12 protein-coding genes and 1 tRNA gene are annotated in these 21,909 nt (G+C 68.6%); 1 reads left to right on the top strand and 12 read right to left on the bottom strand.

Translation table 11 applies throughout. The features are described from left to right. Positions 1 to 269: 269 nt before the first annotated feature. From AB3X08_RS12265 to pcnB, 7 genes are all read right to left on the bottom strand, one after another. Positions 270 to 4,376 (bottom strand): CheR family methyltransferase, encoded by a 4,107-nt coding sequence (locus tag AB3X08_RS12265; RefSeq protein ID WP_369932877.1) that lies wholly within the window; start codon positions 4,374 to 4,376, stop codon positions 270 to 272. 1,080 nt (positions 4,377 to 5,456) lie between these two features. After that, positions 5,457 to 6,971, bottom strand: a complete 1,515-nt coding sequence (gene pgi, locus AB3X08_RS12270; RefSeq protein ID WP_369932879.1) for a glucose-6-phosphate isomerase — start codon at positions 6,969 to 6,971, stop codon at positions 5,457 to 5,459. Next, positions 6,968 to 7,348: an aspartate 1-decarboxylase gene (gene panD, locus AB3X08_RS12275; protein WP_048489041.1), complete on the bottom strand. Its 381-nt coding sequence runs from the start codon at positions 7,346 to 7,348 to the stop codon at positions 6,968 to 6,970. Before panD ends, pgi begins: the two co-directional genes overlap by 4 nt. Positions 7,349 to 8,064: 716 nt before the next feature. Continuing rightward, the gene (gene panC, locus AB3X08_RS12280) at positions 8,065 to 8,904 is read right to left on the bottom strand and encodes a pantoate--beta-alanine ligase (protein WP_369932880.1); all 840 of its coding nucleotides are present in this window, start codon (positions 8,902 to 8,904) and stop codon (positions 8,065 to 8,067) included. Continuing rightward, positions 8,901 to 9,719: a 3-methyl-2-oxobutanoate hydroxymethyltransferase gene (gene panB / locus AB3X08_RS12285; protein WP_369932881.1), complete on the bottom strand. Its 819-nt coding sequence runs from the start codon at positions 9,717 to 9,719 to the stop codon at positions 8,901 to 8,903. Before panB ends, panC begins: the two co-directional genes overlap by 4 nt. Positions 9,720 to 9,750: 31 nt before the next feature. Beyond that, positions 9,751 to 10,263, bottom strand: a complete 513-nt coding sequence (gene folK / locus AB3X08_RS12290) for a 2-amino-4-hydroxy-6-hydroxymethyldihydropteridine diphosphokinase (RefSeq protein WP_369932882.1) — start codon at positions 10,261 to 10,263, stop codon at positions 9,751 to 9,753. After that, on the bottom strand, positions 10,260 to 11,603 hold the full coding sequence (gene pcnB, locus AB3X08_RS12295; RefSeq protein WP_369932883.1) for a polynucleotide adenylyltransferase PcnB: 1,344 nt from the start codon (positions 11,601 to 11,603) through the stop codon (positions 10,260 to 10,262). Before pcnB ends, folK begins: the two co-directional genes overlap by 4 nt. Positions 11,604 to 11,706: 103 nt before the next feature. Between pcnB and AB3X08_RS12300 the strand changes: the two genes are divergently transcribed. Then, positions 11,707 to 11,781, top strand: a tRNA-Glu gene (locus AB3X08_RS12300). Between the two features lie 227 nt (positions 11,782 to 12,008). Here the strand turns inward: AB3X08_RS12300 and AB3X08_RS12305 are convergent. The 5 genes from AB3X08_RS12305 to AB3X08_RS12325 form a co-directional block, all read right to left on the bottom strand. After that, positions 12,009 to 13,436, bottom strand: a complete 1,428-nt coding sequence (locus AB3X08_RS12305) for a sugar porter family MFS transporter (protein ID WP_369932884.1) — start codon at positions 13,434 to 13,436, stop codon at positions 12,009 to 12,011. An 88-nt stretch (positions 13,437 to 13,524) separates the two neighbouring features. Further along, positions 13,525 to 14,865: a xylose isomerase gene (xylA, locus tag AB3X08_RS12310; protein WP_369932885.1), complete on the bottom strand. Its 1,341-nt coding sequence runs from the start codon at positions 14,863 to 14,865 to the stop codon at positions 13,525 to 13,527. A gap of 39 nt (positions 14,866 to 14,904) precedes the next feature. Beyond that, entirely contained in the window at positions 14,905 to 16,398 is a 1,494-nt protein-coding gene (gene xylB, locus AB3X08_RS12315; RefSeq protein ID WP_369932886.1) for a xylulokinase, read from the bottom strand. Further along, on the bottom strand, positions 16,395 to 18,788 hold the full coding sequence (locus AB3X08_RS12320) for a glycosyl hydrolase family 95 catalytic domain-containing protein (RefSeq protein WP_369932887.1): 2,394 nt from the start codon (positions 18,786 to 18,788) through the stop codon (positions 16,395 to 16,397). The genes xylB and AB3X08_RS12320 overlap by 4 nt, the downstream gene beginning before the upstream one ends. 184 nt (positions 18,789 to 18,972) lie before the next feature. After that, positions 18,973 to 21,864, bottom strand: a complete 2,892-nt coding sequence (locus AB3X08_RS12325; protein ID WP_369932889.1) for a TIM-barrel domain-containing protein — start codon at positions 21,862 to 21,864, stop codon at positions 18,973 to 18,975. Positions 21,865 to 21,909 lie beyond the last annotated feature (45 nt).

The raw sequence follows: 21,909 nt of genomic DNA on the forward strand, positions 1-21,909 counted from the left end.
GCTGGCGCACCAGTGACCGAGCATAGCCGTAGGCCGTGAACGCCGCGCGCAAGGGCACGCGCCGTTCTTCGTTTCGTGCGCAGCGCGCACTCCTCCGCGCAGCCGGCGGCCGCCACGGAGCCCGGGAAGTGGATCTGCGTTGCGCCAAACACGGCACGTGGAATCGGCTGGCACGCCACGCCGACGCGCGCCTGACCCGACCAACGCGCGCGCACGCCGCATGCTTGCCTCACGCCGCACGCCACGAGGCGGCGGCGTCGCGCACATGCCTAGCGCAGCTTGCGGCGGCGCGAATGCGTCTGCCGCCTGATCTCCGCGAGCAGCGCGTCGATCGCCACCGGCTTGTTGACGTGCGCGGTGAAGCCCGCCGCCAGCGCGCGCGCCACGTCCGCCTGCGCGCCGAAACCGGACAGCGCCAGCGCCGGCACGTCGGCGTAGTGCGGCAATTGGCGCAAGCGGCCGATCAGCGACAGGCCGTTCATGTCGGGCATGCCGATGTCCGACAGCACGATATCGAAACGCGAAGCGGCGGCCATCTCCAGCGCCGCCGCGCCGGTGGTGGCCACGCTGACCTCTGCGCCTTCCAACTCCAGCAGTGCCGCCAGCGATTCGACCGTGTCGCGGCTGTCGTCGACCACCAGTACCTGCAGGCCGGCGCACGGTGCGATCCCGATCTCCTGATCCGGCATCGCCGGGGTGGCAACCGGTTTGGCCAGCGGCAGCCACACCACGAAGGTGCTGCCGCTACCGAGGCCTTGCGACAGCGCTTCCACCCGGCCGCCCTGCTGGTCCACCAACTGTCGCACCAGCGCCAGACCGATGCCCAACCCGGTCTGCTTGCTCGCGACCCGCGCTGCGGCCTGGCCGAACATGTCGAACACCCGCGGCAGGAAATCCGGGCTGATCCCCTGGCCGGTGTCCTCGACCGCCAGCCGGCCGTAGCCGCCGGCACTGGAGATGCGCACGGCGATGCGGCCACCGGGCGGAGTGAACTTGATCGCATTGGATACCAGATTCCACACGATCTGCTCCACCCGCTGCGGATCGCCCCGCACCAGCAGGTCCTCTTCCTGGCTCGACACGCTCAGGTCCAGCTCCGACGCCGCGCTGTCGGCGGCAGCCACCTCGACGATGTTGCGGGTCAGTGGCAGCAGCGGCAGGTCGGTGATGTTCAGGTGCAACTTGCCGGTGCGGATGCGCGACAGGTCCAGCAGGTCGTCGATGATCTTGGCCTGCCCGTGGATCGCGCGCTTGACCACTTCGATGATGCCGGTGCCCTTCTTGGAACCGCGCAGTTCGGGCACGCGCGACAGCAGTTCGATATTGACGCTGATCAGGTTCAGCGGGTGCTTGAGCTCGTGCGACATCACTGCCAAGAAATCCCCGCGCAACTCCTGTTCACCGGGCAGCTCGGCATCCGCCGCCGACGCCGGCAGGCGGGCCAAGCGCCCCGCCTCGGGGCGCCACAGCAACTTCAGCGATTCGGCCGTGGCTACGCCGAGCGGGAACGTCATCTCGAACAGCTCGACCGTCGCGCCGTCGCGGCAGAGCAGCGGACGGCGCTCAGTGCGCGGCATCCTGTCCTCGGCATCGCTCGCTCCGCCATTGGGCGTACCGGGACGGCGCCGCGGATACAAGCGCGAGAATGGTGTGCCCAGCATGTCGTCGGCAGCGTAGCCGAGGATCTCGCTCGCGCCGGCGCTCCAGCAGCGGATCATGCCGCCTGCATCGATCGCCACCACGCCCAGATGGCCGCCCGTGCCGGCCAGCATCCCGGGCGACGGCTCGAGCTCGCGCGCCTGCTGCTCGGCACGGCGCAGGCTGGTCACGTCGACAAAGGTCAACACCGCCCCGTCGATGCGGTTTTCCTGGGTGCGGTACGGCAGCACGCGGACGATATAGGTGCGTCCGTCGATCGCCCGCACCTCGCGCTCGCGCACCTGCAGCGACGAGAAGGCAACCTCCGCGTCGCCAGCCAGCTCCGGGTAATCCAGGCGGTGGGTGATGTCCAGCAAACGCCGGCCGACGTCGGCCGGGATGATGCTGAAGATGCCTTCGGCGTGCGGTGTATAGCGCTTGATGCGCAATTCGGCATCGACGAAGATCGTAGCGATCTCGGTGGAGGCGATGAAGTTGCGCAGGTCGTCGTTGATCTCCGCCGCTTCGTCCACCTTGCTCTTGAGCTCGTAGTTGACCGTCGTCAACTCCTCGTTGAGCGACTGCAGCTCTTCCTTGCTGGTTTCCAGTTCCTCGGTGGCCGAGCGCAGTTCCTCGTTGATCGCCTGCAGTTCCTCGTTGGACGCCTTCAGCTCCTCGGTGGACGTCTCGGATTGTTCGATCGTGGTCTGCAGCCGATCACGCGTGGCCTGCAGTTCTTCCTCCAGCCGCAGCAGCACCGCATCCTTCGCCGGCGGAGCGTCTGCCGCCTCCTGCTTGGGGCTGAGCGTGTCGTCCACTTCGTCGAAGAACACCAGCATGAAATTGGCGTCGGCGTCGGGATCGCGGAACGGCCGCACCACCATGTTCAGATAGCTGCGCACGCCGTTGCGCTCCAGCCGCACCTGCCGCGCCTCCACGCTGCGCTTGGTATGCACGGCCTGGAACAGCGCGCTGCGCAGCTCCAGCCGCAGCGCCGGGTCGACGACCGCCAGCAGGTTGTAGCTGGGTTCGCCACCGCCGAACTTCATGAAGCGGCCGACCTCGCTGGACATGTGCACGATGGTGTAGTCCTGATCGATGATCACGCTGGGCGGCGCATAGTGCTCGAGCACGCGCTGGTGGACCTCGGCGAAGGAGAATCCGCGGACCCGCGTGGTCGCTGCCGGGATCGCGCCGACGTGCGGCCCGGCGCGCAGCGGCAGGCTCGGCGTCAACAGGTTGCGCGACTGGGCGCGCGCGCGGAAGATCCGGTTCTTCTTGTCCACCGGCTCGAACAATGCCGAGGCCGCATCGGCCGACTCGGAGCTGCCCAGGAACAGGTAGCCGCCCGGAGCGAGCGCGAAGTGGAACACCTGCAGCAGCCGCGCCTGGATGTCGCGGTCCAGGTAGATCAGCAGGTTGCGGCAGCAGATCAGGTCGACCCGCGAGAACGGCGGGTCGCGCAGCACGTTGTGCAGCGCGAACAGCACCCGGTCGCGCACATGCTTCTTGACCCGGTACTGATGATGCTCGCGGCTGAAATATTCGCGCAGCCGCCCCGGCGGCACATCGGTCACGATCGAATCCGGATACAGCCCGGCGCGCGCACGCGCCAGCGCGCGCTCGTCGATGTCGGTGGCGAACACCTGAATCGGCGGCGGCGACTCCGTGCGTGCGGCCTCGTCGCACAACAGCATCGCGATCGAGTACGGCTCCTCGGCGGTCGCACAGCCCGGGGTCCATACCCGCACCGAGCCGCTGTCGCGGCCGCGCTCAATCAAATTCGGCACGATATCGCGCTCCAGCGCCTCGAACGCCTCGCGATCCCGGAAGAAATTGGTCACGCTGATCAGCATGTCGCTCAGCAGCGCGCCGGTCTCCGCCTCGTTTGCGGTCAGGAAGTCGCGGTAGCTGCCGATGTCCTTGAGCAGGTTGACCTGCAGCCGCCGTTCGATGCGGCGCAGCACCGTCGCCCGCTTGTAGTGGTGGAAATCGTGCCCCGTCCGCGAACTGAGCATCGCCAGGATGTCGCGCAGCGCCTGTTCGTCGCTGCGGCTGGCCTGGACCTTTCTGGCCATGGTCGGTTCATCGATCTCGTCCTTCGCCGGCAACACGATCTGGCGTGCGTTCTGCCACAGCTGCATCAGCTTCTGCGGCATCTCCGCAACCGGCAGCACGAAGTCCACGAAGCCGCTGGCGATCGCGTTGCGCGGCATGTCTTCGTACTCGCAGTCGTCCGGCAATTGCGCGAGCGTGACGCCGCCGTACTCCTTGAGCGCAGCGATGCCGACGGATCCGTCCGAGCCGGTTCCCGACAGCACCACTCCGATGGCACGGTCGCGATGCGCCTGCGACAAGGTGCGGAAGAAGGTATCGATGGCGGTATGGCGCCCGCGTGGGCGCGTAGCGTCCTGCACGATCAGGCTGCCGTCGTTCATCAGCAGATCGACCGATGGCGAGATCACATAGACGTGATTGCGCTCGATCTTGCGCGGCTGGGTGACCTGCACCACCGGCATGCGCGTGGCGCGCTGCAGCAGCTGGTCGGCGCTGCTCTCGTGCTTGGGCGACAGGTGCAGGATCACCACGAACGCCATGCCGTTGTCCGCCGGCAGGTTCGCCAGCAGCGTGGAGACCGCAACCAGACCGCCAGCGGACGCGCCGATGCCCACCACGGGGAAGTCCAGGTGGCTGATCTGGATCGGGCGATCAGCGGGTTCCGCGGGGTGGTCGGGCATCTTCGTTCCAAAGCTGAAGTGTTATCTGTCCGTTCATTTTACCGTGACGCGCCGTAAGCTTCCCGTATGCATGACGTGCACGGGCATTCACGCCGCAGATGCGGGGGGCCAAAGCGGTTCGCCACCACCAAGACGCCCGCGTATGGCCGGTTTCGCGCCGCCATCGCGATTGCCTGCGCCAGACGCGGACCCGCAGCGCACCATGCCGATCGGCATCCTGATGTGCGCGGCACCCCGGATTGATCCCCTTACGCCGGTGCGGCCGCTGCCGCGGCGGCAGGAATGCCGCCAGCCCATGCGCCGCCGGGCTCCGTCAGGCAGATGCGCGACATGCACGGCTGTTAAGGCAATGACGCGCGTCTGTCCTCCGTCATACGGTCAGGCGCCTGCCACTTCTCCAGCAAGGCGAGAACGGCACTGCACGCCTCGAAGGCCCACCATGGCACATTCGATCGCTATCGTGCGCCTCGCGCATGTCCACCGCGTCGGCCGGCGATCACACCGGTTGCGCCATGGGCGCTCCAACCTTGCTTAATGCGGTCGGCGCGTTCGGCCCAGCGGCAGCGGCCAGCTGCGCTCGCCGACACGCCTGACTGATTGAGCAGTTCGCATCCTCACCCAGATGGGTGGTCGCCACTTCGGCAAGTGAGGCTCAGGGAGTGAGGACTTCCAGTGAACACCTGCATGCGGTTGCCTCGTTAGACGACGACGGAGCCTCACGAAAGGGATTAGCCAAATCATGGTTGAAGAACCTTCGTTGCACGCCAAGCCCTGGTGCCGTTGGCGACAACTCCAATGTCGCAGGCCTACCTACTACCCTCCCGAATCCCCGTCCCTGGTACAGACGTCGCCATCGCGCGGCAATAGCGGAAGCCATCGCATTGCCACGTCATGCGCCCCCAACAGGATCGGCGCGTCCGTCGTTTTGCGGTTTCGGCATGCCAGCCTCAGGCATCCGTCTCTTCCTGCCGGAACGATACCGATGCCACGTCCCTGCGATCCCCGTCATCACGACGACACCGCCGCGTGCGCCACGACGCGATCGTCATGGCGCACGCAACCGGTCTCGCGACCGCGGCCTCAGCCGCGCAGCCGCGCCAGCACCGCCCGCGTCACCGGATCGGCGACCTCGGTGGTTTCCCCCTGCAGCGCCGGCAGCAGTTGGCTGGCCAGTTGCTTGCCCAGTTCCACGCCGAACTGGTCGAAGGCGTTGATGCCCCAGATCACCGACTGCACGTAGACGCTGTGCTCGTACATCGCGATCAGCGCGCCCAGCGCCTGCGGGGTCAGCGCGTCGAGCAGGATCAGCGTGCTCGGGCGGCCGCCCGGGTAGTCGCGGTGCGGGTCGTCGCTGCCCTGCCCGTTCGCCAGCGCCTCGGTCTGCGCCAGCAGGTTGGCCAGCAGCGCCTGGTGGTTGACGGTGTACGGATCGTCGTTGTGGATGCAGCCGATGAAATCGGCCGGCACGATGCTGGTGCCCTGGTGCAGCGCCTGGAAGAAGCTGTGCTGCACGTCGGTGCCGGCGCCGCCCCACCACACCGGCACGGTATCGGCCTGCACCGGGCTGCCGTCCAGCCGCACGCGCTTGCCCAGGCTCTCCATCACCAACTGCTGCAGGTAGGCCGGCAGCAGCGCCAGGCGCTGGTCGTAGGTCATCACCGCCTGCGTGGCATAGCCGAGCACATTGCGGTTCCACAGCGTGGTCAGCGCATGCAGCACCGCCACGTTGCGCTCCAACGGCGTGTTCAGCGCGTGGGCGTCGAACTGCGTAGCACCGGTCAGCAATTGCTCGAAGCCGTCGGCGCCGATCGCCAGCGCGATCGGGAAGCCGACCGCCGACCACAGCGAGTAGCGCCCCCCGACCCAGTCCCACATCGGCAGCACGCGGCTGGCGGCGATGTCGAAGGCCTTGGCGGCGCGTTCGGGATTGGCGCTGACCGCGTACAGGCGCTCGCTGCCGCCGAGCCAGTCGCGCAGGATCTGGCCGTTGAGCAGGGTTTCCTGGGTACCGAAGGTCTTGGAGATCAGCACGCCGGCGGTGCGTGCCGGATCCAGCGTGGCCAGGGTGCGCTGCATCGCCGCGCCGTCGACGTTGGAGACGAAATGCACGCGGAAGCGCGCGCCCTCGACCGGCCGCAGCGCGTCGGCGACCAGGCGCGGCCCCAGGTCGGAACCACCGATGCCGACGCTGACGATGTCGGTGACCTCGGTCTGCGCCAATGCGTCGATCAGCGCGCGCATGCGCTGCTGCACCTCGCGCGCGCTGGCGTTGGCTTCGGCCGCGACCGGCGCGCCGCTGAGTTCGCCGCGCAAGGCAGTGTGCAGCGCGGCGCGGCCTTCGGTGACGTTGACCGTCTCGCCGCGGAACAGGCGCTGGAATGCGCCGGCCACGTCGTGCTCGGCCGCCAGCGCGAGCAACGCGTCGAGCGCGGCGCGGTCGTATTTCTGCCGCGCGAAGTTGAAGTACAACGGTCCGACCTGCAGCGCCAGGTCGTCGACCCGGCCCGGCTCGGCGGCCAGCAATTCGGGAAGGCGCGCCCCGCGCAAGCGCTGGGCGTGGGAATGCAGTGCGTCGAAACCGTTGGACTGTGTCATGCGGCCTGCTTCGGGATGCTGTGGTTGGTATGGGTGATCGTGTTGTTGCCGTCCACGTAGACCAGGGTCGGCTGGAAGCGCGCGGCTTCCTCCTCGCTCATGCCGGCGAAGGCGGCGATGATGATCAGGTCGCCGACCTGCACGTGGCGCGCGGCGCCGCCGTTGAGCGAGATGATGCCGCTGCCCTCGTCGGCGCGGATCGCGTAGGTGCTGAAGCGTGCGCCGTTGGTGACGTCCCAGATGTGCACCTGCTCGAACTCGCGGATGCCGGTGGCGTCCAGCAGCAGCCCGTCGATGGCGATCGACCCTTCGTAGTTGAGCTCCGAATGGGTGACGGTGGCGCGGTGGATCTTGGTCTTCAACAGGCTCAGTTGCATGCTTGCGGTACTGCGGTGGGGAAAGGCGCGCAGTTTAACAGCCGGGGGGTTAAGCGGCAGTGGCAGCGAGGCTTGGCGACAGGTGCGCGGCCTTGTCCGATGCGCGTCCCGGCATGCCGACCGCAGGACACGCTTTGGCTGCACGATGCGGCAATGCGCGCTGCGAGCGACACCGACCGCGGCCGGCCGAGCAGCGGGCCCCGCGGTCTGGACAACGACGAAGCGGCTGGCCTGATGGCTTCGCACACAGTCGGGGCTGAAGCCCCTCCCACAGTGCACCCAGCCGGCTCGCGCATGTCCCTGCAGGAGCGGCTTCAGCCGCGACGACGGAGCGGCGGGCTCGCCGGGGCGTCGGACACAGTCGGGGCTGAAGCCCCTCCCACAGTGCACCCAGCCGGCTCGCGCATATCCCTGTAGGAGCGGCTTCAGCCGCGACGACGAAGCGGCGGGCTCGCCGGCGTCGGCACAGTCGGGGCGAAGCTCCTCCCACAGTGCAACGAGCCGGCTCACAGCAAGCGGCTTCAGCCGCGACAGGGCCTACCGAGCGTGCCTGTCGCGGCTGGAGCCGCTCCTACAGTGCACCCAGCCGCTCACAGCGACCTGTGCGGGAGCGCTCCAGCCGCGACGCGCGAAGCCGACCGGCACTCCGCCGCCTTCGACCACAGCCGGCACGGTGCCGGCAGCAGCGCCACGGCAGCCACTGCGCGCCGCCGCGCTCAGAACTCCAGATTGTCGATCAACCGGGTGCGCCCCAGGCGCGCGGCGATCAAGGCCACGCGCGGGCCTTCCTGGTCCTGCGGCTCGCTCAGGTCGGGCAGGCGCAGCACGGTGTAGTCGACCTCGAAGCCGGCCTGCTGCAACTGCCTGGTCGCCGCCGCCTCGACCTCGGCGCGCGGACGCCCGGCGATATGCCCGTCGCGCATCGCCAGCAACGTCTGCCGGATCTGCGCCGCGCGCGGCCGCTCTTCGGCCGACAGGTACTGGTTGCGCGAACTCATCGCCAGGCCGTCGGCCTCGCGCACGATGCCGCCGCCCAGAATTTCGATCGGGAACGCCAGGTCGGCGACCATCTGCCGGATCACCGCCAGTTGCTGGTAGTCCTTCTTGCCGAACGCGGCCAGGTCCGGCTGCACCTGGTTGAACAGGCGCGCGACCACGGTGCACACGCCATCGAAATGGCCAGGCCGGCAGGCGCCTTCCAGCACTTCGCTGACGCCCGGCGTATGCATGCGCAGCGCCAGCTCCACGCCCAGCGGATACATGCTTTCCACCGTCGGCAGCCACAGCACGTCGCAGCCGGCGCCTTCCAGGCCGCTGGTGTCGGCCTCGGGCGTGCGCGGGTAGCGGGTGAAGTCCTCGTTCGGGCCGAACTGGGTCGGGTTGACGAACACGCTGGACACCACCCGGTCGGCGTATTGCCGGGCCAGCATCACCAGCGAGAAATGCCCGGCATGCAGGTTGCCCATGGTCGGCACGAAGGCCACGCGCAGGCCCTGCCGCTTCCAGCCGGAAACGACGGCGCGCAGCCGGGCCAGGTCGGTGATGGTCTCGATCATTTGGCGTAGGCGTGTTCGGCGTCGGGGAAGGTGCCGGCGCGTACCGCGTCGGCGTAGGCGCGCACGGCGCCGGCGATGGAGCCGCCTTCGGCCAGGAAGTCCTTGACGAAGCGCGGCCGCCGGTGGCCGCTGTCCAGGCCCAGGAAGTCGTGCAGCACCAGCACCTGGCCGTCGCAATCGGGGCCGGCACCGATGCCGATGGTGGGGATGTCGATCGCGGCGGTGATCCGCGCGGCCAGCGGCGACGGCACGCATTCCAGCACCAGCAGCGCAGCGCCGGCTTCAGCCACCGCCTTGGCATCGGCGAGCAATTTGGCCGCGGCCGCTTCCTCGCGGCCCTGGATCTTGTAGCCGCCGAAGGTCAGCACCGACTGCGGGGTCAGGCCCAGGTGCGAACACACCGGGATGTCGCGCTCGCTGAGGAAGCGGATCACCTCCAGCTTGTGCCCGGCGCCCTCCAGCTTGACCATCTCTGCGCCGGCCTGCAGCAGTCGGGTCGCCGCGTCCAGCGCGCGCTCGGGGGTGGCGTCGGACTGGAACGGCAGGTCGGCCACCAGCAGCGCGCGCTGCAGCACCCGCGCCACCGCGGCGGTGTGGTAGACGATGTCGTCCACGGTCACCGGCAGGGTCGAGTCGTGGCCCTGCACCACCATGCCCAGCGAATCGCCGATCAGGATCAGGTCCACGCCGTTGGCGTCGAACGCGCGCGCGAAGCCGGCGTCGTAGGCGGTCAGCATCACCAGCTTCTGCTGGCGGCGCTTGGCCTCGGCCAGGGCGGGAACGGTCCAGGGCTTGCTGTCGGCGTGGCTGCTCATAAGCTCATGCGGTGCGGTGATAAGCCGAGCATTATCTACCGATTGCCACGATCCCGTCGGTTTCGATGCGGTCACGTATGTCACGCACCGTTCCATGGCCGGGGATGACCGCCTCGGCGGCGATCTCGGCCAGCGGCAGCAAGGCGAAGCCGCGCTGGTGCAGGTGCGGATGCGGTACCTGCAGCCCGGGCACGTCGATCACCGCCTCGGCAAACAGCAACAGGTCCAGGTCCAGGGTGCGCGGGCCCCAGCGCTCGCCGGGCGCGCGTTGGCGGCCGTGGCGGGCTTCCAGCGCCAGCAGCGCCTGCAGCAGCTCCAGCGCCGGCAGCGCGGTGCTGAGCACGGCCGCGGCATTGATGAAGTCCGGCTGCGCCTGGTTGCCCCAGGCCGGGCTGCGGTACAGCTGCGAGGCGCGCAGCAGACGCGTGTGCGGAAGCGTATCCAGCTCGGCGATGGCCGCGCGCAGGGTGGCGGCCGCATCGCCAAGGTTGCCGCCCAGGCCGATGCAGGCCTGCACCGGCGCGGGACCAGGCGACACGCTCACTCCGCCGGTGCGCCGGCATCCGGACGCCGGCGCCGGCGCCGGCGGCGCTTGGGGGTTTCCTCGCTGTCGGCCGGGGCCATCGCCACCTCGTCGCCGACGTAGTCGATCTCCGGGTCGAAGCCGCGTGGCGGCGGCGCGTAGCCGGGCTGCTGCTGCAGTTCGCGCCAGTAGGCGATATCGGCCTCGTGCTCGGCCGAGGCCGACTGGCGCAGGATCAGGAAATCGAACGCGGCGCGGAAGCGCGGATGCGACAGCGTGCGCACCACCCGCTTCTTCTGCCGCGAGGTGAAGCGCGACTGCAGCAGCCAGATCTCCTGCATCGGCAGCGAGAAGCGCCGCGGCAGCGCGACCGTGCTCAGCTGGTGCAGGGTCACCCGGTCGGCGGCGCGGCGCTGCGCTTCTTCCAGCTGCATGCCCTGCTTCTGCAGCGCCATCAGCGCGCGGCAATAGGCCGGCCACAGCAACAGCGCGAACAGGAACGCCGGCGACACCGGCTCGTCGTTGGCCACGCGCGCATCGGTGTTGCGCAGGCCTTCGATCAGCATCCGCCGCAGCGCGCCGCTGCGGTTGGACTTGAGCGCCGCGGCGCTCTCCGGGAACAGCGCGGCGAGCAGGCCGTAGCGTTCCAGGCCTTCGAAACTGGCCACGCCATCGCCGGACAGGAACAGCTTGAGCACTTCCTCGAACAGCCGTGCCGGCGCCGCTTCGGCCAGCAGCCCGGCCAGGCGCGGAATCGGTTCGGCGGTGGCCGCTTCGATCTCGAAGTCCAGCTTGGCGGCCAGGCGCACCGCGCGCAGCATGCGCACCGGGTCTTCGCGATAGCGCTGCTCGGGATCGCCGATCAGGCGCATCAGCCGCGCCTGCACGTCGGCGAAGCCGCCGGTGTAGTCGCGCACCGAGAAATCCTCGATCGCGTAGTACAGCGCGTTGCAGGTGAAGTCGCGGCGCACCGCGTCGTCCTCGATGCTGCCGTAGACGTTGTCGCGGACCAGGCGGCCGTTGTCGAGCTCGCGGTCGCCGCTGCCGTCGTCGACGTTGGCGCGGAACGTGGCCACTTCGATGATCTCGCGGCCGTAGACGACGTGCGCCAGGCGGAAGCGGCGGCCGATCAGGCGGCAGTTGCGGAACAGCTGCTTGACCTGTTCGGGGGTGGCGTCGGTGGCGACGTCGAAGTCCTTGGGCTGCAGTTCGACCAGCAGGTCGCGGACCGCGCCGCCGACCAGGTACGCGCCGAAGCCGGCTTCGCGCAGCCGGTACAGCACGCGCAGCGCATTGGGACTGATGTCCTTGCGCGAAACGTTGTGCTGATCGCGTGGGATCAGTTGCAGAGTGAACGGCACAGGAACTGGCGGATTGATGATGGCGCTTCCGTATCGAGTTGCGGGATTGCCGCCGGGCGGCTAGCCCCATATACTAGCGCCCTGCAATCGATGCGACCAACCTGCTCCCTTCGTCTAATGGTTAGGACGTGGCCCTCTCAAGGCTAAAACAGGGGTTCGAGCCCCCTAGGGAGCACCATCGTCGCCTTGCCTGCAGCGAAAACCACAAAAGCCCCGCCTTGGCGGGGCTTTTGCGTTGTGGGGCCGGACCCGGAGAGGGGTCCGCTCCCAACGGATGGCACAGGGCATTGCCGCGCCGGACCGGTCGGGACTATTCGTCCGGCTGAGGCAGCGTAGATATGCAGCCATGAAGTCCCATTGACATCAGACGCGGCGCGCCCGCTGCGCGCCGCGCCGGCAGCGGGCTCAGCCCTGCATCTGCTCCAGCTCGCGCCCCTTGGTCTCGTAGACGTACTTGAGCACGAAGAACACCGAAATTAACGCGGCCACGGTGTAGATGCCGTAGGCGCCGGCCAGGCCGATGCTGCCCAGCAGGATCGGGAACGACACGGTGATGGCGAAGTTCGAGGTCCACTGCGCCGCGCCCGCCACCGCCAGGCCGGAGCCGCGGATCTGGTTCGGGAACATCTCGCCCAGCATCACCCACATCACCGGGCCCCAGGACATGTTGAAGAAGATCACGTAGACGTTGGCCGCGATCAGCGCCAGCCGGCCCATGCCCGGCGACATCGCCAGCTTGCCGGCTTCGTCCAGCGAGGCGCTGGCGAAGGCCAGCGTGACCAGCGCCAGCGACACCGCCATGCCGGCCGAACCGATCCACAGCAACGGCTTGCGCCCGATCTTGTCGATCAGCAGCACGGTGATCAGGCAGGCGCCGATGCTCAGCGCGCCGGACAGCACGTTGATCAGCAGCGAATCGCTTTCGGAGAAGCCGACCGCCTGCCACAGCACCGCGCCGTAGTAGAACACCACGTTGATGCCGACCAGCTGCTGGAAGGTGGCCAGGCCGATGCCGATCCACACGATCGGACGAACCTTGCCGGTGACCTTGCTGACCAGGTCCGACAGTTTGGGCTTGTGCTGGTCGGCCGCCAGCGAGGCGGAGATCTCGGTCAGCTTGGCCTGCGCCTCGCGTAGGCCGTACAGCTTGGTCAGCACCGCCAACGCATCCTCGCGGCGTCCCTTGACCACCAGGTAGCGCGGGCTTTCCGGGATCGCCAGCAACAGCAGCAGGAACAGCAGCGACGGAAACGCCTGCATCCAGAACATCCAGCGCCACGCGGCCTGGCCCAGCCACAGCGGCTCGGTCGAGGCGCTGGCAAGCTTGACCAGCACGTAGTTGCTCAGGAACGCGGTGAACAGGCCGCTGATGATGGCGATCTGCTGCACCGTGGCCAGACGCCCGCGGTAGCGCGCCGGCGCGACCTCGGCGATGTAGGCCGGCGACATCACGCTGGCCGCGCCGACCGCGAAGCCGCCCATGACCCGCGCGAAGACGAAGAACGCGGAGCTGTGCGATGCGCCGGCACCGAGCGCCGACAGCAGGAACAGCACCGCGGAGATGATCAGCACCGCACGCCGCCCGAGCCGGTCGGCCAGCCAGCCGGCGAAGAACGCGCCGATCGCGCAGCCCAGCAGCATCGAAGCGACCTCGAAGCCGGTGCCGGCGGCGCTGGAATGGAAGGTCTGCTTGAGCCCGTCGACGGTGCCGTTGATCACGCCGCTGTCGAAGCCGAACAGGAAACCGCCGATGGTGGCGACGCAACTGATGAGGATGATGAGGCGCGTGTTCTCGCCTGCGCCATGGGCGCGGTCTAGGGAGACGCTGGACATTGAGTCACCTGGTGTCGTGCAGAAAGGAAGGCAGCCATCGGGGAGACGGCACGGCCGGCGGCAAGGGTGCCGCCGGCCGTCGCGCGCATCAGCGGATCAGGTACTGGTTGATCAGGTTTTCGTAGGCTTCCTGGCGGCCGCTGACCTGCCTGGGCTCGCCGGCCTTGGCCGCGTGCGCCGCCAAGTCCGCCAGCGTGCTGCGGCCGGCCGCGAACGCCGCACCGGCGCCGCTGTCGAAGCTGCTGTAGCGCTGCGCCCGCCACTGCTCCAGCGGCGAGGACGTCAGCAGCGCATGGGCGACTTCCAGACCGCGCGCGAACGCGTCCATGCCGCCGATGTGGGCCAGGAACAGGTCCTGCGGATCGGACGACTCGCGCCGCACCTTTGCGTCGAAGTTCAGCCCGCCCGGCGCCAGCCCGCCCTGGCGCAGCACCACCAGCATCGCCCCGACCGTGTCGTACAGGTCGGTCGGGAACTGGTCGGTGTCCCAGCCGTTCTGCGGGTTGCCGCGGTTGGCGTCGATGCTGCCCAGCAGGCCCGCATCGGACGCCACCTGCAGGTCGTGCTCGAAGCTGTGGCCCGACAGCGTGGCGTGGTTGGCCTCGATGTTGAGCTTGAAGTCCTGGTCCAGCCCATGCTGGCGCAGGAAACCGATCACCGTGGCGCTGTCGAAGTCGTACTGGTGCTTCATCGGCTCCATCGGCTTGGGCTCGATCAGGAAATTGCCGGTGAAGCCGATGCTGCGGCCGTAGTCGCGGGCGATGGTCAAAAAGCGCGCCATGTTGTCCTGCTCGCGCTTCATCTGCGTGTTGTGCAGGCTCGCATAGCCTTCGCGGCCGCCCCAGAACACATAGTTCTCGCCGCCCAGCTCCACCGTGGCCTCCAGCGCGGCCTTGACCTGCACCGCCGCGCGCGCGACCACGTCGAAGTCCGGATTGGTCGAGGCGCCATTCATGTAGCGCGGATGCGAGAACAGGTTGGCGGTGCCCCACAGCAGCTTGATGCCGGTGTCGGCCTGGCGCTGCTTGGCGATGCCGACCATGTGCTTGAGGTTCTTCTCGTACTGGCCGACGTCGTCGGCGTCCGGCGCCAGGTCGATGTCGTGGAAGCAGTAGTACGGCACGCCGAGCTTGGTGAAGAACTCGAACGCCGCATCGGCCTTGGCCTCGGCGCGGCCCAGCGCGTCGCTGCCGGCGTCCCACGGATAGGCACGCGTGCCCGGGCCGAACGGATCGGCGCCGTTGCCGCAGAAGCTGTGCCAGTACGCCACGGCGAAGCGCAGGTGCTCGGCCATGGTCTTGTCGCCGATGCGCTTGTTGGCGTCGTAGACCTTGAACGCGAGCGGGTTGTCCGAGGCCTTGCCTTCGAACGCGATGCGGCCGATGCCCGGGAAGTATTCCTTGGCGCCGATGTAGACGGAGTTGCTCATGACGAAGTCCTGGTGTGCGTTTGCGGGGGAAAAAATGGATCAGCCGGCGTAGAGCGGGCCAATGGCGTGCAAGTGCTTCAAGAAGGTCTGGTAGTGCGCCTGGTACTGCGCGCCGCGCTGCGCATCGGGCTGCGCCGACAGCGTCGCTTCGTCCTGCTGGTGCTGCAGCACCACGTCCGCCAGGCTGGCGTGGTCGCCCTGCGCGTGGCCGTCGGCCCACAGCGCCTGCAGCGCGGCGCCGAACGCGGCGCCTTCGGCCTGCGCCGGCACGTGCACCGGCAAGCCGAACAGGTCGGCGATCAGCTGCCGCCAGCCGGCGCTCTTGCTGCCGCCGCCGGTGACGTAGATCGAGTCGAACGCCAGCCCGGCATCGACGAAGGCGTCGAAGCCGTTGCGCAGGCTGTAGGTGGCGCCTTCCATCGCCGCGCGGTAGAAATGCGCCGGGGTGGTGTTGTGCAGGTCCATGCCGGTCATGCAGCCGCGCGCGGCCGGCAGGTTCGGGGTGCGCTCGCCGTTGAAGAACGGCAGCAGCACCAGCCCGCCGGCGCCGGGCGTGGTGGCGTCGAGCAAGGCCTCGCCCTGCCCGGTCTTGATCCCGAACAGGCGCGAGATGGTCTCGGTGGCCACGGTGCAGTTCATCGTGCAGATCAGCGGCAGCCAGCCGCCGCTGGACGAGCAGAACGCGGCCCAGCGCGCGGCATCGTCCACCACCGGCCGATCGGCGTAGGCGAACAGCGTGCCGGAGGTGCCCAGGCTCATCGTCAGCCGCCCAGGCACCACGTTGCCGGTGCCGATCGCGGCCATCATGTTGTCGCCGCCGCCGGTGGCCACACGCACCTCGCGCGGCAGGCCCAGGGTCTGCGCCGCGGCCGCGGACAGGGCGAAGGTGGTCTCGGTCGGCACCAGCGGCGGCAGCGCCGCAGCCAGGTCGCGCTGCGGATCGATCGCCTGCAGCAGCGGCGCCGACCACTGCCGGGTGCGCACGTCCAGCCAGCCGCTGCCGGAGGCGTCGCCGACTTCGGTGTAGCGCTCGCCGGTGAGCCAGAAATTGACGTAGTCGTGCGGCAGCAGCACCGAGGTCATGCTGGCGTACGCGTCGCTGCGGTGCTTGCGCGTCCACGGCAGCTTGGAGGCGGTGTAGCCGGCCAGGATCGGGTTGCCGGCCAATGCAATGCAGCGTTGTTCGCCGCCGGCCGCCTGCATGATCTCCTCGCACTCCAGCTGGGTGCTGGTGTCGCACCACAGCTTGACCGGCGCGGTGACCTGGCCTTGCGCATCCACCGGCACGAAGCCGTGCTGCTGCCCGGATACCGAAATCGCGCGCACCTGCGCGCGCTGCTCGGCGCTCAGTGCGGCGAAGCAGGCGACGATGCCGTCGATCCACCACTGCGCCTGCTGCTCACGGGTGCCGTCGTCGCGGCTGATCAGTTCCAGTGCATGGCCGTGCGTGGCGACCACGCGCCGGCTATCCGCATCGTAGGCGAGCAGCTTGACGCTCTGCGTGCCTACGTCCAGGCCGATGTACAGACTCATTGCCGCACCAGCCGATCGTTGCGCAAACCCAGTTCCATCGTCGCTCCAGGAGAAAGATCGGCGGCCAGGGTCTGCCCGCCGTAAACCAAAGTGTAGTGCCCGCCACGCTCGCTGCTCAGTCGCGCATGCTGCAGGCGGCCATCGCGCCAGGCCAGATCGATGCCCGCCGCACCGCGCACGCGCAGGCCGCGCACCTGCCCCTGCGGCCAGGCCTGCGGCAACGCCGGCAACAGCCAGATGCTGTCGCCCCAACTCTGCAGCAGCATTTCGGTGATGCCTGCGGTGCCGCCGAAGTTGCCATCGATCTGGAACGGCGGATGCGCGTCGAACAGGTTGGGAAAGGTGCGCTCGGGCGACAGCAGCATCGCCAGGATGCGATGCGCATGTTCACCGTCGCGCAACCGCGCCCACAGGTTCAGGCGCCATCCTAGCCCCCAACCGGTAGCGCTATCACCCCGCCGCTGCAACGAGCGCCGCGCGGCCTCGGCTAGGGCCGGCGTGTCGCGCAGGTTGATCTGGCTGGAGGGGTGCAAGGCGTACAGATGCGAGACGTGGCGATGATGCGGTTCCGGCGCCTGCAGGTCCCAGTCCTGCTGCCATTCCTGCAGTTGCCCGGCGCCGCCGATACGGTCCGGCGGCAGCTGCGCGCGCAACGCAGCCAGGCGCTCGCCGAAGGCCGCATCCACGTCCAGCAACTCGCCCATTTTGATGCACTGCGCAAAAAGATCGCGCAGCAACTGCGCGTCCATCGCCGGGCCGGCGCACAGCGCGGCGCCGAATGGATGCTGGTTCTCCGGTGACATCGACGGGTTGGTCACCATCGCGCCGGTGTGCGGATCGCGCACCAGGGTGGCGACGAAGAATTCGGCCGCACCCTTGAACAGCGGATAGATGCGTTGCAGGTAGGCGCGATCGCGGCCGTAGTCCCAGCGGTCCCACAGCTGTTGCAGCAGCCAGACCCCGCCCATCGGCCACAGGCTCCACTTCGCGCCGTCGATCGGCCCGGCCTGGCGCCACAGGTCGGTGTTGTTGTGCACCACCCAGCCCGGCGCGGCGTACATGGCCCGCGCGGTGCGGGCGCCGGTTTCGGCCAGATCGAACAGCATGGCTTCCAGCGGCTCCACGCACTCGTGCAGGGCGTTGGCCTCGCTGGGCCAGTAGTTCATCTCGGTGTTGATGTTGACCGTGTACTTGCTCTCCCACGGCGGCTGCATCAGGTCGTTCCATACGCCTTGCAGGTTGGCCGGCTGGCTGCCCGGGCGCGAACTGCTGATCAGCAAATAGCGGCCGTACTGGTGGTAGAGCGCGGCCAGCGCCGGATCGTGGCCGTCGGCAAAGCGGCGCACGCGCTCGTCGGTGGGCAGCTGCGCGGCGGCGCTGCTGCCCAGGTCGATCGCGACCCGGCGGAACAGGCGCCGGTGTTCGGCCAGATGCCGCTGCAGCAACTGCGCATAGGGCAGCGCCGCCGCTTTGCGCAGTTGCGCGGTGCTGAGCGCCAGCGGATCGCCGCCGACGTCGTCGTAGCGCCGGTAGCTGGTGGCCGCGGTCAGCAGCAGCACCACCTCGTCGGCGCCTTCGATGCGGATCCGCCCGCGTTCGATGCGGGTCTGGCCGCCAGTGGCCTGCGGCAACACGCGCAACGCGAAGCGCAGCCCGCCCTCGATGCCGGCGAAACCGGCGTTGTGCCCGGCGAACAGCAAGGCGCCCTGCTCTTCGGTGACCTCGCCGGCCTGCGGGCTGTCGATGCCGATGCGCAACGAGATGCGGCCGGGGCGATCGCAGGACAGGCGCACCACGATGCACTGCTCGGTCGGCGAGACGAACACCTCGCGCAGATGCGTGGCGCCGCCCGAGGCGAAGCGGGTGCTGGCCACCGCGGTGTCCAGATCGAGCTCGCGCCGATAGCCGTCGATGCCGTCGGCACGGTCGTAGTCGAGCAGCAGGTCGGCCAGCGGCTGGTACGGCATCTGCTTGTGCGGGCGCGACAGCATCTTCGCATCGGCCAAGGCTTCGGCCTCGGCGTAGCGGCCGGCGAAGATCAACGCGCGCACCTGCGGCAACGCGGCCAACGCCTCCGGCGAGGTGGCGTCGTAGGGCTGGCCGGCATACAGCGTGTCTTCGTTCAACTGCAGGCGTTCGTGGGCGATGCCGCCCCACACCATCGCACCGAGCCGGCCGTTGCCGACCGGCAACGCCTCCACCCATTGCGTGGCCGGGCGCGGGTACCACAGGGTCAGCGCGGCGGGATCGGCCGTCGTTGCCGGGACCGGTGCGCGCGCGGCATCGGCGCCCGCCCCGGCAGCGAGCGCAGCGCCCGGCACGGCGAGACCGGCGACCAGGCCACTGCCGATCGCCTTGCACAGCTCGCGACGGGTCAACGCGATGCTCACCTTGTGTCCCCGTTCGCCTGCAGCGGACGCAGGCGCAGCCACCCGCTGCACGCGGCCGCACGCGCGCACCGGCTCCGGAACGGAGAATCCGGGCAGGCAACGGCGCCACCTGCGTCGCCATCACGCCGCAGCGCCGCCCGCAGTGTGGCGCCGTTCCGGCCCGGGTTGCCGCCCAGTTCGGCCATTACTTCGCCTTGCCGCCCTTGCCGCGCTTGGTGCCCTTGCGCGCCACACTCAGGCTCTTGCCGCTGTACTGCACGCTGGCGTCGGCCTTGGGCTCCAGCGACCCGGTCTCCTCGCGCACACCATCGACGAAGCGCACGTTGATGGTGCGCTTGGCCTGCATGCCCGGCCAGTTGCCCTCGCGCGCGCCGATGGTCAGCACGCCCTTGGCCTGGTTCCAGCTCAGCGGAATGCGGCTGAATTCGCCCTTCTCGTAGCCATAGCCCTTGCCGTCGTCCTCGTACAGCGAGAACTGGCCGTCGGCGCCGGTGTAGACCACCACGGTCAGCGGCGCGTTCGGCACTTCGTCCACGTATTGCTGCACGGTGGTGGTGGGCACGATGGCGCCGGCGCGCACGAACAGCGGCATGCGCTCCAGCGGCGCGGCGGCATCGATGCTCTGGCCGCCCTCGTAGCGCTTGCCGCTGTTGAAGTCGATCCACGAGGTCCCGGCCGGCAGGTAGACCTGGCGCGAGGTGGCGCCGAAGCGGGTCACCGGGGCGACCAGGAACGCCGGCCCGAACAGGTACTCGTCGTTGATGTCGGCGACCTTGGGATCGTGCGGGAAGTCCATTGGCAGGCCGCGCATCATCACCCCGTCACGGTGATAGGTGTCGCCCGCCAGCGTGTAGATGTACGGCAGCAGCGCATACCGCAGGCGGCTGTAGTAGGCCATGCTCGCGTAGTACGGCGTGCCTTCCGGGGCAATGTTCCAGATCTCGCGGAACGGGAACTGGCCGTGCGAGCGGAACAGCGGCACGAACGCGCCGAACTGGAACCAGCGCGTGTTGAGTTCGCGCCATTCGCTCTGGTGCGCCGGGTCCTGGTCCTCGTAGCGCTTCTCCACCGCGAAACCGCCGATGTCGAAGGTCCAGTTCGGCAGGCCGGACATGGAGACGTTGACGCCGGCGGAGATCTGGTCGCGCATGTCGTCCCAACGCGAGACGATGTCGCCGCTCCACACCGCCACCGCATTGCGCTGGGTGCCGGCATAGCCCTTGCGCGACAGGATGAACACGCGCTTGCCGTCGGCAGCGCGGTCGCCCTCGTACACGCCATGGGTGTGCGGCAACGGGTAGGAATTGAAGAACTCGGTGGACGGGCCCAGCGCGGTCGGCGTGGTGCGCGCCTTGCGCTCGCCGATGTCCAGGTTGGAGTGCACGTCCGGCTCGTCGGCGTCCATCCACCACGCGTCGAAGCCCTTGCGGTTGAGCTTCTCGTTGACCTGGCGCCAGTAGATCGCCTGCGCATCGGCCGAATACGGGTCGTAGAACGAGTTCTTGTAGCCCTTGCCGATCCAGTCCAGCTCGCCGACCTCGACGTTGCGCTTGTACATGTGCCCGGCGGCGTCGAGTTCCTTGTAGTTGGCGGTGGTCGGATAGAACTTCGGCCAGATCGAAATCATGATCTGCGCGTGCATGTCGTGCACCGACTTGACCATGCCGTCCGGATCGGGGAAGTGCGTCTTGTCGAAGTCGTGCGAACCCCACGCGTTCTCCGGCCAATACGACCAGTCGAGCACGATGTTGTCGATCGGCAGCTTGCGCTTGCGGTACTCGGCCAGCGCGCCGACCAGTTCGTCCTGGCTCTTGTAGCGCTCGCGGCTCTGCCAGAACCCGTAGGCCCACTTCGGCAGCAGCACCGCCTTGCCGGTCAGTTCGCGGTAGCCGGCGATGACCTGGTCGGCGTCGGCGCCGGCGACGAAGTAGTAGTCGATCATCTGCCCGGCCTCGGACCACAGCGACAGGTCCTTGGCCTCGGCCGCCGGCAACGGATCGCGGTGCAGCAGCGCGATGTAGCTCGGGTCGATCAGGTCCCACTCGACCTTGATCTTGTGGCGCTGGCCCGGCTGCAGCGCAAGGGTGAATTCGTTGTGCCACGGGTTCCAGTTCTGGCGCCAGCGGTCGACCACCAGCTTGCCGTCGACCCACAGCTTGGCGTACTCGCTGGAGTACAGCGAGAAGCTGTGCTCGCCGCCGCTCCTGGCCTCGATCTCGCCTTCCCAGCTGACCTGCATGCGGCTCTTGTCGCTGGGCTTGGCTTTGGCCGGGAACTTGGCCAGGTCCTTGATGTACTGGTAGTTGAGCTCTTTCTCGCGGCGTTCGACCACCTGCTTGCCGTTGACCGAGTAGCGCGCGGTCAGCGCGCCCGGCTTGCCCTTGGCGTCGTACAGCTTCAGCGAGGCCGGCAGCGGCTGCAGGCCGCGCGGATCGCCCATGCGGGTGATCGAGTTGTTGTCCCACAGGATGCCGTAGTTGCGGCTGGATACCAGGTACGGCACCGCCAGGTCGATATTGCTCTGCAGCAGCTCGACGTTGTGGCCCTTCTGGTTCATCCAGCCCTGCTGGTGCTGGCCGAAGCCGTAGAAGGCCTCGTTGTCCGGCGAGGCGAAGCGCTGGCGCGTGCTCAGGTACGCCTTGCCCTCCACCTTCAGCGGCGTGAAGCTGCGCCCGCCGGCCACTTCCGCCAGCAGCGGCTTGCCGTCGGCATCGGCGAAACTGACGTGGCCATCGACCGTGGACACCTGCGCGGTGACCTTGGCGGTCCTGACCCGCACCGTGTCGCCCTGCTCGTCGAACCGGTACGCGGTGTCGCCCTGCACCGGCACCCGCATCAGGCTCGGGGTGCGCTTGAAATCGCCGTCCGGATCGGCGCTGACGCGGATGATGCCGCTGTCCACCACCTGCAGCCGCACCGGCGCGGCGCCCTTCGCGCTGGGGTGCACGGTGACGCCATCGGCGTCCTTCTTCACTTCCTGCGCGTGGACGCCGACGGCGAGCAGCGCCAGCGACAGGGCCAGCAGGCGCGGCAGCGGCTTCATCGCCAGGCGGACGGGGCGGTTCGGGTTGTACATGTTCACTCCCTCTGTAGCGGGTGACGGCGCCGCACGTTGGCGGCG

Origin of the sequence: Xanthomonas sp. DAR 34887, from assembly GCF_041245805.1 — a bacterium.
Taxonomy (GTDB): domain Bacteria; phylum Pseudomonadota; class Gammaproteobacteria; order Xanthomonadales; family Xanthomonadaceae; genus Xanthomonas_A; species Xanthomonas_A tesorieronis.